This is a genomic window from Micromonospora sp. AP08 (assembly GCF_008085935.1).
Lineage (GTDB): Bacteria > Actinomycetota > Actinomycetes > Mycobacteriales > Micromonosporaceae > Micromonospora > Micromonospora chersina.
In genome coordinates, this window is sequence record NZ_VSEZ01000001.1 from 523,138 (window position 1) to 539,899 (window position 16,762).

At 74.5% G+C, this 16,762-nt stretch carries 3 protein-coding genes; 2 read left to right on the forward strand and 1 reads right to left on the reverse strand.

Features of this window, described 5'->3' with window-relative positions:
- The first annotated feature begins 28 nt into the window (after positions 1-28).
- Positions 29-5,827: a TIR domain-containing protein gene (locus FXF50_RS02440; protein ID WP_148425526.1), complete on the forward strand. Its 5,799-nt coding sequence runs from the start codon at positions 29-31 to the stop codon at positions 5,825-5,827.
- A 281-nt stretch (positions 5,828-6,108) separates the two neighbouring features.
- Entirely contained in the window at positions 6,109-15,780 is a 9,672-nt protein-coding gene (locus tag FXF50_RS02445; RefSeq protein ID WP_148425527.1) for a calcium-binding protein, read from the forward strand.
- A 51-nt stretch (positions 15,781-15,831) separates the two neighbouring features.
- Here the strand turns inward: FXF50_RS02445 and FXF50_RS02450 are convergent, their stop codons facing one another.
- Positions 15,832-16,674: a PhzF family phenazine biosynthesis protein gene (locus tag FXF50_RS02450; RefSeq protein WP_148425528.1), complete on the reverse strand. Its 843-nt coding sequence runs from the start codon at positions 16,672-16,674 to the stop codon at positions 15,832-15,834.
- Positions 16,675-16,762 lie beyond the last annotated feature (88 nt).

A 16,762-nucleotide genomic window follows, 5' to 3' on the forward strand; every position in this document is an offset into this window, starting at 1 on the left:
ATTGACGGTCAGTGGCCATAATGATCGGGTGGCTGTAGGCGCGCACCCGACCCGGTCCGACCGCCCCATCGACTTCTTCATCAGCTACTCGCCGGCCGACGAGCGCTGGGCGACCTGGCTGGCGTGGGAGTTCGAGGCGGCCGGCTACCGCACCCTGCTCCAGGCCTGGGATTTCGTGGCCGGCACCAACTTCATCGACTTCATGGACCGCGGGGTCCGCGAGGCCGAGGTGGTGGTGGCGGTCCTGTCCGAACGCTACCTGCACTCCACGTACGGCAAGCTGGAATGGCAGGCCGCGCTGCGCGCCGACCCGGACGGCACGGGCAACAAGCTGGTCACCGTGCGGGTCGAGGACTGCCCCATCGACGGCCTGCTCGCCACCATCACCTATGTCGACCTCGTCGGCGTGAGCGATCCGGCGCAGGCGCGGGGCCGGGTGCTGGACCGGATCCGGGAGGCGCTCGACGGCCGCGCCAAGCCGATGCGGCAGCCGGCCTTCCCGCACCATCCCGCCGACCCGGCCGGGGTGCTCGCCGCGCCCGCCGGCGGTGCGCCCGCCCCGCGCCGCGCCCGGCGTACCCCGATCAACCCGCCGCCCTTCCCGCCGGCCGCGGCGGCCGTGCCCACGGCGCGGGGCGCGCTCACCGTGCTCCAGGTGGCCGGGCCGCGCTTCGGCCGCGGGGTGATCGAGCCGGGCGCCCCGGTCACCCCGGGCGAACTCCAGGAACACCTGATGGGCGACCTCACCCTGCTGATGAACGACGGGGTGCCCCGGCCCGACCTGCTCGTGGTGGCCGGCAACCTGACCGAGTCGGGCAGCCCCCGGGAGTTCTCCGACGCGCTGAGCTTCCTCACCGGGCTGCGGGTGCTGCTCGGCCTGGAGCCGCACCGGCTGGTCGTGGTGCCCGGCCCGCGTGACGTCACCATGGCCGCGAGCCGGGCCTACTTCGCCACCTGCGAGGCCGACGACGTCGACCCGCAGCCGCCGTACTGGCCGAAGTGGCGGCACTACGCGCGCCTGTTCGACGAGCTCTACCAGGGCCTCGAGGACCGGATCTTCGACAGCGAGCAGCCGTGGACCCTCTTCCCGGTGCCGGACCTGCGGGTGGTGGTGGCCGGGCTGAACTCCACCGTCGCCATCACCCACCGCGAGGAGGACCGGTACGGCTTCCTCGGCGAGGCGCAGTCCACCTGGTTCGCCCAGCGGCTGCGCCACTACCAGCAGTCCGGCTGGCTGCGGCTGGGCGCCATGGCGCACGCCCCGGGCCCGCGCACCCCGTACGCCGACGAGGTGGCCGTGCCCGACCGGGCGTCCCTGCGCGACCGCGGCTCGTTCAACCGGCTGGTCGGCCCGATGCTCAACCTGCTGCTCGCCGACGCCGCGCCCGCCGCCCGGGTCGACCCGGTGGTGCCGCTGGCCACCGCCTCCCGCGACGGCCGGGCCCAGGTGCTCCGGCTCGACGCCGGCGGGATGACCCGCTGGGTGCTCGGCCGCGACGACCGCCACGAGGTGGGCGAGCCGACCAGCCTGAGCTGGCCGCGCGCCGAGGCGACGTTCGGCGCGGCCGGCCCGGCCCAGGTGCCCGACCCCCGGCGGCCCCCCGTGGTGGAGGGGCCCACGCAGGGCGAGGTCGTCGACCCGCCGGCCGCCGCGCCGGCCGTGGCACCGCCCGCCCCGCTGGAGCGCCTGCTCGACCGGCTCGCCGAGGTCTGCGAGGCGCGCCACGACCGGGTGCTGCTCCGCCGGGTCGAGGTCGACCCGCCGCATCTCTACGTCACCTACCGGGCGGACGGGGTGGTCCGGCAGCAGCGGGTCGGGGCGTACGTGGGCACCCCGACCGCGGCCGACGTCGACCACTTCGCCCGGCGGGTGCACGCCACCGACCCGGACATCCCCTCCGAGCTGGTCTACGACGGCGACCGGGTGCCGCGCGGGCTGGCCGAGGCGGCGCAGCGGCGCGGTGTGCGGCTGCTGCACCTGACCGAGTTCCAGGGCCTTCTCGACCTGCGGGAGTACGTGGCCGCGCAGACCGCCCGGCTGCAGGCCGACCGGCTCTACCCGCCGGGCCAGTACGTGCCGCAGCGCTACCGGCACCTGGTCGGCGCCGACCAGCGGGTCCGCGAGGACGTGGTGGACGAGCTGCTGGAGCTGATCTCCGCGCCGGACGGCCGGTTCGTGCTGGTGCTCGGCGACTTCGGCCGGGGCAAGACCTTCGCGCTGCGCGAGGTGGCCCGGCGGCTGCCCACGGCCGCCCCGGACCTCATCCCGATCCTGGTGGAGCTGCGCGCGCTGGACAAGGCGCACTCGGTCGACGGCCTCGTGGCCGCGCACCTGGCCAACCACGGCGAGCAGGTGATCGACCTGAAGGCGTTCCGCTACATGCTCCGGCAGGGGCGGATCGTGCTGCTCTTCGACGGTTTCGACGAGCTGGTCGCCCGGGTGACCTACGACCGGGCGGCCGACCACCTGGAGACCCTGCTCCAGGCGGCCGAGGGCCACGCGAAGATCGTGGTGAGCAGCCGTACCCAGCACTTCAAGACCAACTCGCAGGTGCTGACCGCGCTGGGCGAGCGGGTGGGCCTGCTGCCGCACCGCCGGGTGCTGGCCATCGAGGACTTCACCCCCGGCCAGATCGAGACCTTCCTGCGCAACCGCTACGGCGGGGACGAGCGGGCCGCCCGCGAGCGGCTCGACCTGCTGGCCGGGGTGAAGGACCTGCTCGGCCTGTCCCGCAACCCGCGGATGCTCGGCTTCATCGCCAACCTCGACGAGGGGCGGCTGGCCGCGGTGGCCGGGGCCGGCGGCACGTTCAGCGCGGCGGCCCTCTACCGGGAGATCCTGGAGTCCTGGCTGGACTTCGAGGAGCGGCGCACCCAGGGGATCCCGGGCGCGCCGGTGAGCCTGCGCCGGCCCGAGCTGTGGCACGCGGTGAGCCGGCTGGCCTTCCAGCTCTGGGAGAGCGGCGAGTCCTACCTGCGGCTGGCCGAGCTGGCCGAGGCCGCCGGCCAGCTCGCCGGGCTGGCCGACTCCCGGCTGTCCGGGCCGCAGGCGATCCACGCGGTGGGCGCCGGCAGCCTGCTGGTCCGCACCGACGACGGGCTGTTCGGGTTCATCCACACCTCGGTGATGGAGTGGTTGGTCGCCGAGGGGATCGCCGCGCAGCTCAACCGGGGTGAGGAGCCGACCGCGCTGGCGGTGCGTCCGCTGTCCGCGCTGACCGTGGAGTTCCTGGGCGACCTCGCCGACCCGGCCCGGTGCACCGCCTGGACCGCCCGGGTGCTGGGTGACGAGACGGCCGGGGAGACGGTCCGGGCCAACGCGCTGCGGCTCAGCGCCCGGCTGCGGCTGCCCGACCGGGCCGACCTGCGCGGCGCGGTGCTGCGCGGCGAGGACCTGTCGCACCGGGAACTGGCCGGTGCGGACCTGACCGGCGCCGACCTGACGGACACCCGGCTGGTCGCCACCAACCTCACCGAGGCGCGGCTGGAGCACGCCCGGCTGCGCGGCGCCCGCCTGGACCAGGCCCGCCTCGCCGGGGCGGACCTGCGGGACGCCGAGCTGGCCGGCGCCCGGCTGTTCCGCGCCGACCTGCGCGGCGCCCGGATCACCGGCAGCCGGTGGCACCGGACCGCCCTGATCGACGTGAGCGCCGACGCGGCGCTGCTGCGCGCGCCGGAGCTGCGCGGCGCCGTGGTCGCCCCGGGCCGTCCGGTCGCGCCGGGCCTGGCCCCGCCCGCGGTGGGCGTGGCGTACGGCTTCGAGGTGGGCCGGCTGCCGGTGCCCGTGGCGTACAGCCCGGACGGGGCGGTGCTCGCGGTGGGCAGCGACGACGGAGGTGTGCTCATCTGCGACACGGCGGCCGGGCTGCCGGTCCGCACCCTCCAGGGCCACCGGGGCCGGGTCTACGCGGTCCGCTTCGACGCCGCCTCGCACCAGCTGGTGACCGGGGCGGCGGACCTCACCGTACGGCTGTGGGACGCCGACCACGGCGACGTGCGGCACGTCATCGAGGACGTCTTCGCCGGCTGGGTGTGGCCGCTGCTCACCGACGGCGAGCGGGGGCGGCTCGTGGTGGGCGACGCGGCCGGCGTGGTCCGGCTCTACGACACCCGGACGGCCCGGCTGCGCCACGAGTGGCCCGGCCACGCTGCGCCCATCTGGGGCACCTCGTTCAGCCCGGACGGCCGGCGGGTCGTGGTGGTCGACAGCGCCGGCGTGGTCCGGGGCTGGGACATCCCCTCCGGCCGCCTCGCCTTCGAGGTGCGCGAGCCGGAGGTGGTCTACCGGGTGGTGCACAGCCCGGACGGCCGCCTGCTGGCCGCGGTCGGCCAGCACGGCCGGGTCTGGATCCGCCGGGCCACCGACGGCGAGCTGTTGCGCCAGCCGCGCGGCCACGAGGCCGACGTGTACGCCCTCGACATCCACCCTGACGGCACGCTCATGGCGACCGGCGACACCCATGGCGCGTTGCGGCTCTGGGAGGTGGAGACCGGTCGCCCGGTGCGGGTGCTCGGCCGGCAGCGCGGCGCCATCTACAGCGTCCGGTTCAACGGCGACGGCAGCCTGCTCGCCACGGCCGCCAGCGACGGCGCGATCCAGCTCTGGGACAGCGCCGACGGCCAGCCGCGGCACGAGTTGACCCGGCACCGCGGCTCGGTCTGGCCGGTGGTCTGGCGGCCCGACCAGGCCCAGGTGGCGACCAGCAGCAACGACGGCACCACCCGCCTGTGGGACGTACGCACCGGGCAGCTCCAGCACACCCTGCGTGGGCACGGCCGGCGGGTCACCGCGCTGTCCTTCCGCGACGACGGTGAGGTTTTGGCGGCCTGCGGCAACGACGGTGTGGTGCGGCTCTGGGAGCCGCGCAGCGGCCGGCTGGTCCGGCAGCTCGCCAGCCCCGCCGACCGGCTGCTGTCGGCCGTCTTCTGCCCGGGTGAGTCGCTGGTCGCCGCGCCGAGCGGCGACGGTGGCGTGCACCTGTGGAACACCGACACCGGCGTCGACGAGCGGGAGCTCAACGTGGACACCGACCACGTCTGGGCGACCGCGTTCAGCCCCGACGGCGACGCCCTCGCCACCGCCAACGACGACGACACGGTGCGGCTGTGGTACCGGCGTACCGGCCGGCACTTCGCCACGCTCACCCCGCACCGGGGCCGGGTGCGCGCCATGTCGTTCAGCCCGGACGGCGAGACCATCGCCACCGGCTGCGACGACCAGCTCGTCCGGCTCTGGGACGCGGCCACCGCGACCTGCCGGCTCACCCTCGAACACCACACCGACCGGGTGTACGCGGTGTCCTTCAACACCGACGGGACGCTGCTCGCCAGCGCCAGCAACGACGGCGCGGCCGTGGTCTGGGACGCGGTCACCGGCGAGCGGCGCACGGTGCTCACCGAGCACACCGGCCGGCTCTGGTCGTGCGCGTTCAGCCCCAACGGCAACCTGCTCGCCACGGCCGGCGACGACCTCGTCATCCGGCTCTGGGACCCGGGGACCGGCCGGCTGCACGGCACCCTGGCCGCTCACACCCGACGGGTCTGGTCGGTGGCGTTCAGCCCGGACAGCAGCCTGCTGGCCAGCGCCGGTGACGACGGCACCGTGCGCCTGTGGGACGTCGCGGACCCGGAGCACGCCCAGCTGCGGACCACGCTGATCGGCCTGCCCGACGGCTGGGCGGCGGTGAGCCCGGACGGGCGGTACAAGCTGGACGGTGACCCGGGCGGCCAGTTCTGGCACGTCATCGGCACCTGCCGGTTCGAGGTGGGCGAGCTGGACCCGTACCTGACGCAGGTGCGGCGGTTGGCCGTGGACGCCCCGTTCTGACCCGGCCCGCCCGTCACACGGGCCCCGGCCGCCGTGCACAGCGGCTTACACCAGCGTCGCCGCCCGGCGTTTCGTTACACGGCTCGCCGGGGTCCGTCCGTGCCGGTCCGCCGATCTGGCTGACCGCTCAGTCCGATCAGGACTACCGGCGTAGTGACGTCGACCGATCAGCCTGACGCTCTGTCACGATCTCGACACAGAAGTTGTGGGTCTCCTCCGCGATCGATGTGCTGGCGCGGGACCAGCGCCGTCGGTGACGGCCATCGAGGAAGAGGTGGCTCATGGTGGCTCTACGGCGGCTGCTCGCCGGCCTGACCGCGGCGGTGGTGACCGCCGCGCTCGCCCTGGTGTGGACGGCGGCGCCGGCCCACGCGGACGAGGCGTGGGAAAGCGCGCTCAAGACCCTGATGTCGAGGACCGCCACCTGGGCGGAGGGCGGCCTGTCGCGGGTCGGCCTGCTCGGCCAGCCGCTGCCGCTGCTCGGCGTCAGCCCGGGCGCCCTGGTGGACACCGACAAGCTCGCCCGGAAGGCGTCCGACGCCCTGGCCGGCGGCCTGACCAAGGACGACGTGGACCTCGGCGGCGGCACCCGGTTGACCAGCACGGTCACCACCAGCGGCGGCGACCACCTGCTCGACGTGGTGGTCACCGCCAAGCGGCAGGTCACCGCCAAGGACCTGGCGGTCGGCGGGGTGACCGTGGCCCAGGCGGTCGACGTCACCGGCTGGGCGACCCTGCACCTGCGGGCCCGGCACACCGCCGCGGGGGAGACCTACCTGGTCCGCGACGGGGACACCCCGCGCCTCGACATCGACGCCGCGGCGACGCTCCGCGCCGACCTGGACCAGGCCACCGCCTCGGTCGGCATCCTCGGCGTCACGCTCACGGCCGGCAGCACCCTCACCGCCCGCACCCACGTGAAGGCCACCGTCACCGACCCGAACGGCGACGGCCGGCTCGCCTTCGACACCGGCGCCGGCGCCGGGACCGGTGAGCTCGGCGCGGCCGGCTCACTCGCCGGGCTGGTCCAGGTGGCCCTGGACAACGCCGGCGGCGGCCGGATCTCCGACACCGAGAGCGAGCCGGGCCCCGGCTCCGTGCACGGCCAGGTCAACCTCGGCGCGGCCACCGCCGGCGCCCCCTTCGCCCTGCCCGCCGTCGCCGCCACCGTCAAGGTCGACTGGAACGACATCAGCGTGGGCAGCCCGACCGTCACCACCGCCGGGCTCGACGAGACCATCGCCAAGTTCCGCAACATGAGTCCGCTGGACCTGGCCTCCGGGCTGGCCCAGCTCGCCACCCTGCTGAGCGGGGTGCAGCAGAGCGGGCCGGCCGGCAACCTGAGCCTGCCCTTCCTGCGCGGCACCTTCGCCGACGCGGTCAAGGTCAACGAGAAGCTCGCCGGGTTCCTCAAGAAGTACGTGCACCCCAAGCCGGACGACCCGGAGTTCAACCCGGCCACCGACGAGCCGGCCAAGGCCGGCCAGCCGAAGTTCAGCTCCATCCAGGAACTGGTCAAGCTGCTCGCCGCCGAGGGGCTGCCGGTCGACAACCTCTCCTTCGCGGGCGAGAAGCTGGTCTTCCGGGTGAAGCTGGAGCGGGAGTCCACCGTGGCCGTGCCGCTGGACCCGGGCGCCGCCTCGGTCTCCGGCCGCGGCGCGACCTTCACGGCCAAGGGCTTCAGCGTCGACGGGAACCGGTTCACCCCGGGTGAGCTGGTCGGCCAGCGGGTGGTCGCCGGCACCTCGGCCGGCACCATCGCGGCGAACACCGCCACCACGGTCACCCTCCAGGAGAACTGGATCGGCGGCCAGCCCGGCCCCGACAGCGTCTGGGTGATCAGCGGCTCCAGCCCGAACATCGGCGCGGTCGAGTTGGCCGGCGCGCTCACCAAGCCGGCCGGCGGGGACAAGAAGGTCGGCCTCCGGGCGGCCAACGCGCAGGCCACCTTCGCCACCGTGAAGCCGCGCTACAGCGCCGCCGTCACCCTCGTGCTCGACCTGCGCGACGACCTCGGCAGCCCGGCCGCCAACGCGGACCGGGTGCTGCTGCGCACCGACCCGGCCACGCCGCTGTTCGCGGCGGACTTCCCGATCACCACCGGGGTCGACTTCTTCGCCACCGCCGGCTTCCTCAAGGTCAAGCTCGGCGGCGACCTCGCCGTCGGACCGGCCGCCGCCGGGCAGCGGATGCTCCAGGTCAGCTTCAAGCAGGCACAGGACGTCAGCCTCGGCGAGCTGTTCCGCCGGTTGCAGACCGAGCCGGGCAACCTGCTCGCCGTCTCCTCCTCGGTGAAGACCACCGGGCGGGTCACGGTCAGCGTCCCGGGCGCCACCGGCGCCCTCGGTGACGGCGTCGGCGTGGACGTCAGCTGGAAGGCCGGCGAGCAGCCGGTGGTGGACACCAGCAGCCTCGACGGCATCTTCGCCGTCGACTTCAACCCGGACGACCCGAAGGCCCTCTTCGCCGTCGTGATCGAGGCGCTGCGGCTGGTCAACGCCGCGCTCACCCAGCCGGGGGGCGGCAGCGGGCCGCTGAACACCGAGATCCCGCTGCTCGGCCGCTCGGCCCGTGAGCTGCTCGGCGCCGACGAGAGCGGCGTCGGCAAGGGCGTGACGTTCCCGGCCGACGGGGCGAACTTCCTGCTCAAGGACGGCAACCGCAGCGGCGACGCGGCCTTCGACCCGCGGCTGGCCGGCCGGACCGTGGTGATCGGCAGCAAGGCGTACCGGGTGCTGGACCGGGTGGACGGCCAGACCCTGCGGGTCGACGCGGCCGGCACGCCCAAGCCGGCCGACGGCACGGCGTACGCGCTGCGGCCCGAGCTGGCCGACGCGCTGGACAAGCTGCTCGCCGCGCCCCCGGACACCCTCCAGGACGCCCTCGGCCAGCTCAACAAGGCGATCGGGGCGGACAGCGGGATCCAGTTCACCCTGGACGAGCGGGCCGGTGGCCCGTACCTGCGGGTCGGGCTGGACTGGAAGCGCAACGTCCGCACGGCCGGGCCGCTCGCCTTCACGTGGGACGGCGCCCGGGAGCTGGTCAGCCTGGACAGCTCCGGCACGTTCGCCCTGGATGTCGACGCCCAGGCCAAGCTGGGCCTGCTGCTGCCGCTGAAGCTCAACGCGGCGCCCCTGCTGGACAAGAGCTCCTCGGCCAAGGTCACCGTCAAGGGCGGGGTGACCGACGCGGCGCTGGCCGCCCGGGTCGGCCCGCTCGCGCTCGACCTCGGCAAGGACCCCGACTTCGCCACCGTCAAGGCCGACCTCAGCGTGGGCCTGGGCGGGCTCGCCGCCGACGGGCCGGTCACCGATTTGTTCGGCCTGACGCCGACGTTCACCACCGCCGGCGTGGACTGCGGCGGCGGGGTCGGCAGTGCGACCACCCCGCTCTGCGCCCGGGCGCCGCTGTTCGTCAACAACTGCGAACCCGCCGACGCCACCAACCTGCTCACCTTCACCATGGGGCTGGACCTGGCGCCGCACGCGCAGACCCCGGACCTCACCTCCTGCTTCGCCAACCTGTCGCTGAAGCTGACCGACTTCAACGTCGGTATCGACGGCTACCTGGCCAAGGTGGAGGAGGCGCTCCGACTGGCCAGCTTCGACGGCAAGCTGCCACTGGTCGGCGACGACCTGCAACAGGGCCAGCGCTTCGTGGCCCAACTGCGTGAGGACGTCAAGGAGGCGATCGGCCCGGTGCTGGCCAACGCCACGCTCGACAGCGCCGGCATGCAGACCGCCCTCAACGACGTGCTGGCCGACCTCGACCCGGGCGTGAGCGCGGTGGTCGGCTGCCGCACCGGGGTGGCCACCCCGTGCCAGCCGGAGGACTTCCAGTCCATCCGGATCAAGCTGACCGCCTCGCGCGGCGCGCCCTCGGCCGCGGACGGCTGCAAGGACGCCAGCGACAGCGACGAGTGCCTCGGCGTCAACGTGCCGCTCGACCTGGGCATCCCCGGCCTGTCGCTGAAGGCGAAGAAGGGCGCCCCCGACGGCATCCAGGCCAAGCTGGGCTGGAAGCTGCACCTGGACCTGGTGCTCGACCGGCACGAGGGCTTCTACGTCCCCACCCACGACGGGGACACCGCGCCCGAGGTGCAGATCGGCGCCAACTTCGACATGACCGGCGACCTGGCCGCCCAGCTCGCCTTCATCCAGGTGAAGGCGACCAAGCAGGGCACGGCGCCGCTGGTGCGGGCGTACTTCGGGGTGGACCTGAAGGGCTCGGCGGCGGAGAAGAGCTGCTTCGACCCGACGGTCGCCGCGGACTGCGCGGCCGACGCCGACGCCAAGCTCACCCTGGCCGAGTTCGCCGACCTGGGCTCGCTGCTCGCCACCGATCTCACCGCGCAGGTGAACATCGACTGGAAGCTGGCCGCGGCGGTGAACACCGGCGACGAGGTCGGCTCCGCGCTGCCCGGCGTCAGCGCCCGCTTCGGCCTCAAGTGGGGCCTGGAGCACAAGCAGGGCGGGCTGAGCCCGACCGGCGGCGGGGTGACCACCCCGCTCCAGGTGACGTTCACCGACATCGCGCTGGACGCCGGCGCCTTCTTCAGCAAGATCCTCAAGCCGGTGGTGGACAAGCTCAAGGCGGTCACCGGCCCGCTCCAGCCGGTCATCGACACCCTGTACGCGCCGATCCCGGTGCTGTCGGACCTGTCGAAGGCCACCGGCGGGCCGGACATCACCCTGGTCTGGCTGGCCAAGACGTTCAGCACCCTGACCGGCGGGCCGAAGCTCGACTTCGTCGACACCGTCCGCGCCGTGGTCACCTTCGTGAACCGGATACCGGACTGCGACGAGGGTGACGGCTGCTCGATCCCGCTCGGCCAGTTCCTGGTCGACCCGGCCAAGGCGCTCACCACCGAGGCGTCGCCCGCGTCCGCGGAGAGCCTCATCAAGCGCGACGACCCGTTCACGAAGGCGAAGACCGCCGCCGAGGTGAAGACGGCGGTGGACACCGCCGCCGGGAACGACGGGGAGAAGCTCTTCGCCCCGGGCTCCGACGGGAAGTCCAACGCGCAGAAGACCGGCTTCAGCTTCCCGATCTTCGACAACCCGGGCTCGCTGTTCGGGCTGCTCATGGGGCAGGACGTCGAGCTGGTCAGCTTCGACTCCGGGCCGCTGTCGCTCGGGTTCAGCTGGCGGCAGTCGTTCGGCCCGGTGTACGCGCCGCCGCCGGTGCTGGTCACCCTCTCCGGCAGCGCCTCGGTGACCGCCCGGTTCATCGCCGGCCTGGACACCGCCGGCATCCGGCACGCGGTGGAGGCGGCCACCGACGGCACCGACCTGGACGCCATCAGCCTCCTCGACGGCCTCTACTTCAAGACCACAGACAGCAGCGGCAAGCCCGTCCCGGTGGTCACCCTGCGCGGCGAGATCGCCGCGGGGGCCGAGGTCAGCGTGCTCATCGTCAAGGCGGGCATCCAGGGCGGCATCCGGCTCACCGTCGGGTTCAGCTGGAACGACCCGAACAACGACGGGAAGTTCCGCACCAGCGAGTTCCTCCAGGCGCTGCTGGTGAACCCGGTCTGCCTCTTCACCACCAGCGGGCAGCTGTCGGTGTTCCTCAAGGTCTACATCACCATCGACCTGTTCCTGTTCTCCAAGACCTTCGACTTCACCCTCGTCGACGCCACCCTGCTGGACTTCCGCGCACAACCCGACTGCACACCGAAGCCACCCGAGCTGGGTGGCACGACCGGGGACACCCTGGTGGTCTTCGCCGGCAAGTTCGGCAAGAAGGAGCAGCGCGGGGACAAGGCGTGGGACAACGGCGCCGGCACCTACGCCGGTGACGTGGTGAAGGTGTACGCGGTGCACTTCGCCGACACCGACCCGGACTTCGACGGCTTCGCGGTCGAGGCGCTGGGGCGCAAGCAGGAGTTCCTCGACCCGAACCTGACCCGGGTGGTCGTCGACGGGCGGGGCTACCAGGTCGCCGACGCGGACAAGGTCTCCCTGTCGGTGCTGCTGCTCGGCGACGGTGACACCGGCGGCGACGGCACGAAGACCGCCGCGTTCGACAAGGCGGCCGTGGTCCTGGGCTCCGACGGGCGGGACCAGATCCGCACGGGCACCGGCCCGGCCTGGGTGGACGGGCGCGGCGGCGACGACGTCATCGTCACCGCCGAGGCGGCCGGCCAGGTCAGCCGGGTGGCCGGCGGCGCGGGCAAGGACACCGTCACCACCGGCGACGGCAACAACGTGGTGGCCGGTGACAGCGACCTCGGCGCGGTCGACCGCGCCGGCGCCACGACCGTGCACACCTCGGTCGGGGACAAGAGCCTGACCGGCCTGGTCGACTGGACGAAGCTGAAGGACCCGACCGAGGAGACCACCGGCGCGGACGACCACGTGACCGTCGGGCACGGCGCCAGCACGGTCTACGGCAACGGCGGCGACGACGTGGTCGGCGTGGTCCTCGACGACCGGCCGAACGGGACGAACATCCTGGTCGGCGGCCCCGGTGAGGACATCCTCAACGGCGGCAGGGGCGACGACACCATCCACACCGCCGGCAGCGCCGTCCCGGCCGACCCGGACGCCGCCGGCAGCGGCGACGCCGGGCTGACCAACAAGGTCGACACCGGCGCCGGCCAGGACACCGTGCACGGCAGCGCCGGCACCGACATGGTGGTGTCCCACTCGGCCAACGGGCAGACCGGTCACCTGTACGGCTACGGCGGCGACGACGTTCTGGTCGGCGGCTACGGCACCGACGAGCTGTTCGGCGGCCCGGACGAGGACTACGTGATCGCCGAGCCGTCCACCGTCGGCGACCCGGACGGCACCGACGGCTACGGCCCGGCCCGCCAGGTCGTCCACCAGCCGCTGCCGGCCGGCACCCAGTCGCAGACCAAGCTGCTCGTCGGCGGCCTGGGCAGCGACCACGTGGTCGGCGGCGACGGCGGGGCGACGGTCTTCGGCGACAAGCGGCTGACCGCCGAGACCTGCGCCGACGCCAGCCTCGCCGGCGACCAGCCGGCCCCCACCGACCAGGGCTCGGCCGACCTCATCCTCGGCGGCGCCGGGGTCGAGGTGGTCACCGCCGGCAGCGGGAACGACCGGGCCGACCTCGGCGGCGGCGACGACCGGGCCTGCGGCCAGCTCGGCGACGACACCCTGCACCTGGGCGGCGGCGCCGACCGGGCCTGGGGCGGTCCGGGCGTCGACCAGCTGCACGGCGACGACGGCATCGACCTGCTCTTCGGCAACACCGGCGACGACGGCCTGTACGGCGGCACCGGCGTGGACACCGCCGAGGGCAACGAGGGTGGCGACCAGGTCCTCGGCGGCCCGGACGACGACGTGCTCTACGGCGGCGGACGGGTGGCCGGCGTGGCCGACGGCCGGGACTTCGTCTACGGCGAGGACGGCGTGGACCGCGTCGTCGGCGACAACGGCACCCCGCGCATCGGCGACGTCGGGCCGTACCCGCTGGACCTGGCCGGTGACGTGCCGGCCGCCGGCGCCGGGGACGTGATCTCCGGCGGCCCGCAGGGCGACATCGCGTACGGCGGGCTCGGCGACGACCGGGTCGACGGCGACGGCGGGGACGACCAGCTGGAGGGCAACAACGGCGCCGACCTGGTCCACGGTGGCCTCGGGAAGGACGAGATCGTCGGCGGCTCCGCACAGGAGCCCGCCGCCGGCACCGGCCGCCCCGACACCGGGGACCAGCTCTTCGGCGACGGCGACGCCGACCTGATCGCCGGGGACAACGCCCGGTTCACGCCGGCCACGGCCGACGCGACCCGGGTCACCCAGGCCCGGACCGTGCCGTCGCGGAAGGTCACCCTGCTCGACCTCGGGTTCACCCCGGCGGCCGGCACCAGCGGCGGTGACCTGATCTCCGGTGGCGACGCCGACGACGTCATCTTCGGCCAGGGCGGACCGGACCGGGTGCACGCCGACGCGGGCGCGGACTTCGCCGAGGGTGGCCCCGGCTCCGACTGGGTCGAGGGCGACGCCGGCGACGACGACCTGGTCGGCGGCTCCAGCACCGCGTACGACGGGACCGGGGCGGCCACGACGGGCCAGCCGGACACCGCGGACGCCGTCTTCGGCGGACCCGGCTCCGACGCGGTCATCGGTGACAACGGCGCCGTGCTCCGCCCGCTGCCCGGCGAGCAGCCCACGGCCGTGACGGTCCGGCTCGGCGCGGACGGCACCGCGTTCGGCCCGCGGATCGTGGTGCTGCTGGACCGGGCGGCGATCAGCCCCAACCGGTTCGGCGCGGACCGGATCAGTGGCGGCGACGGCGTCGACACCCTCTGGGGTCAGGACGGCGACGACGCCCTGACCGGCGACGGCAACGGCGACTACCTGGAGGGCAACGGCGGCGCGGACACGCTGCGCGGCGACACCGCCCTCGGCGCGGCGGGCCGGACCACAGTCGCCCCGCTGCCCGACCCGGGCTGGCCGGGTGACCCGGCGGCCCCGGCCGACCTGGTCGGTGCCGGCGCGCCGGCCGGGCAGGACGACCTGATCGGCGGCAGCGCGGCCGCCGGGTTCCGGGACACCGGGGACGTGGTCGAGGGCAACGGCGCCGACGACGTGCTCCTCGGCGACAACGGCTCGCTGCTGCGGACGGTGACCACGGTCGACGGCAAGGCGGCCGAGCGGGTCTACACCGAGCGGTACCCGACCGGCGCGGTGCCGGCCGACGCCACGGTGGCCCGGACGCACGACCCGGCGCTGCCCGGCCCGTCCACCCGGTTCTGCACCACCGCCCAGTCCACCTGCGAGCCGGCCGGCGCCTACGGCAACGACCAGCTCTACGGGGACGCCGGCAACGACGGGGTGTGGGGTCAGGACGGCGACGACCAGATCCGGGGCGGCGCCGGCGACGACGACCTCTTCGGTGAGCTGGGCGCGGACAGCCTCTACGGCGAGGACGGCCGCGACGCCATCCTCGGTGACCGGGGCGGCGTGGTGAACCAGTACCTGAACGCCGACGACGTGGCGGCGCTGGGCTTCACGGCGACGCTCTCCTCGGTCCCCCAGGAGACGTTCACCGGGTTCCGGGCCGGCGGCTACGACCGCCGGGTGGACCTGCTGCACGACACCGACGGGGACGCCTGGATCGGCAGCGCCACCTCGGCGCCCATGCCGTACGCCGGGCTGACCGCCGGGGCGGGTGACCTCATCCGGGGCGGGGCCGGCGCGGACAACATCCACGGCGGCTTCGGCGACGACGTGGCCAACGGTGACAGCGGCGGCGACGAGGTGTTCGGCGGCGAGGGCTCGGACGTGCTCTGGGGCGGCAAGGGCTGCGACCCGGCGCTCGACGCGGCCAACCCGCAGTGCCTGGTGAACGGCGTGTTCAGCGCCGCCGCCCGGGGCGACCAGGACCAGTACGTCGACCACCTGTTCGGCGGCGCAGGGGCCACCAGCGGCCCGGCGGTCACCGCGGTGCTCGGGTCCGACCTGCTGGACTTCCGGCCGCGCGGCTCCTACCCGGACAACTGCGCGGCGGGGGCCTGGCCGGTGGACCTGGCGGCCGGCACGGTCGACCCGTGCCGCTGGTTCGAGGCGACCAACCTGGACAACGACGTCCTCGCCGACAACCAGCACCACCATGGCACCGACTGGATCTACGGCGGCTGGGACCGGGATGTGCTCCAGGGCGACGTGACGCAGAACGGGCCGAACAACGGTGACCGGCTGTTCGACTGGAACGGCGCGTACAACCTGTTCACCCACTGCAACGCGGCGTACGGCGGGTTCAACGACGTCCGCCAGCACAGCCCGGCCATGCAGGACTTCCTGACCCGGCTGGCCTGGGCGAACGGCGCCGGTCGCAACGCGAGCGACGTGACCACGGCGGGCACGTCGGCCTTCCTGGAACTGTCCTACGTGTACCCGCGGGACAACCCGGACCAGGGGGCCGGGGCGGCGTTCCCGAGCACACCGGGGCACTTCGACACCCCGTCCTGCACCGACTGAGCGAGGCGTCCGGGGCCCGGCTCTCCGCGAGGGGAGCCGGGCCCCGGCGTGTCAGCCCGGCATGACCACCGCGGTGCCGGTCACCCGTGTCCCGCCCGTGCCGGCCGGCACGTCGACCACCAGCAGGCCCGGCCGGCCCAGGTCCGCGCCCTGATGGAGGCGCAGCGTGGTCGGCGGCTCGATCAGACCGTGGGTACGCAGGTAGCCGCCGAGCGCGGCGGCGGCCGCCCCGGTCGCCGGGTCCTCGACGACGCCGCCGACCGGGAAGGGGTTGCGGACGTCGAACCGGGTGTCGGAGGCGCGCCACACGAGCGCCACGGTCGTCCAGTCCCGCCGCAGCATGAGGTCGCGCAGCCGGTCGAAGTCGTAGTCGAGGGCGGCCAGCCGCTCCCGGGTGGCGGCGCCCAGGATCAGGTGGTGGGCCCCGGCGTACGCGACGCGGGGCGGCAGCGCCGGGTCGAGGTCCTCCGGCGCCCAGCCCAGCGCGGAAAGGGCCTCGGCGAGGTCGTCCCCCGCCACGGGCGCGTCGGAGGGGGTCACGCTGGTCAGGGTCGCGGTGGGCCGCCCGTCGGCGTCCCGGGCGGTCGCCACCGGGATCGCTCCGGCCGGGGTCCGGAAGACCAGGTCGCCGGTGCCGGCGCGCTCGGCGACGGCCACCGCGGAGGCGATGGTCGCGTGGCCGCAGAACGGCACCTCGGCCTGCGGGCTGAAGTAGCGCACGTCGTACTCGCCGGGGCCGGTGGCGGTGAGGAACGCCGTCTCGGAGTAGCCGACGTCGGCGGCGATGGCCTGCATCTCCGCATCGGTGAGCCGGCCGGCGTCGAGGACCACGCCGGCGGGGTTGCCCGCCGCCGGGTCGGTGGTGAAGGCGGCGTACCGCAGGACTTCCGTCATGGCGCCACCGTACGCGTCAGCTGCCGGCGGGCCCCGTCCACCTGATCCCGCCCTCGTGCACGACGCCGGTGGGCGCCAGGCCGGCGGC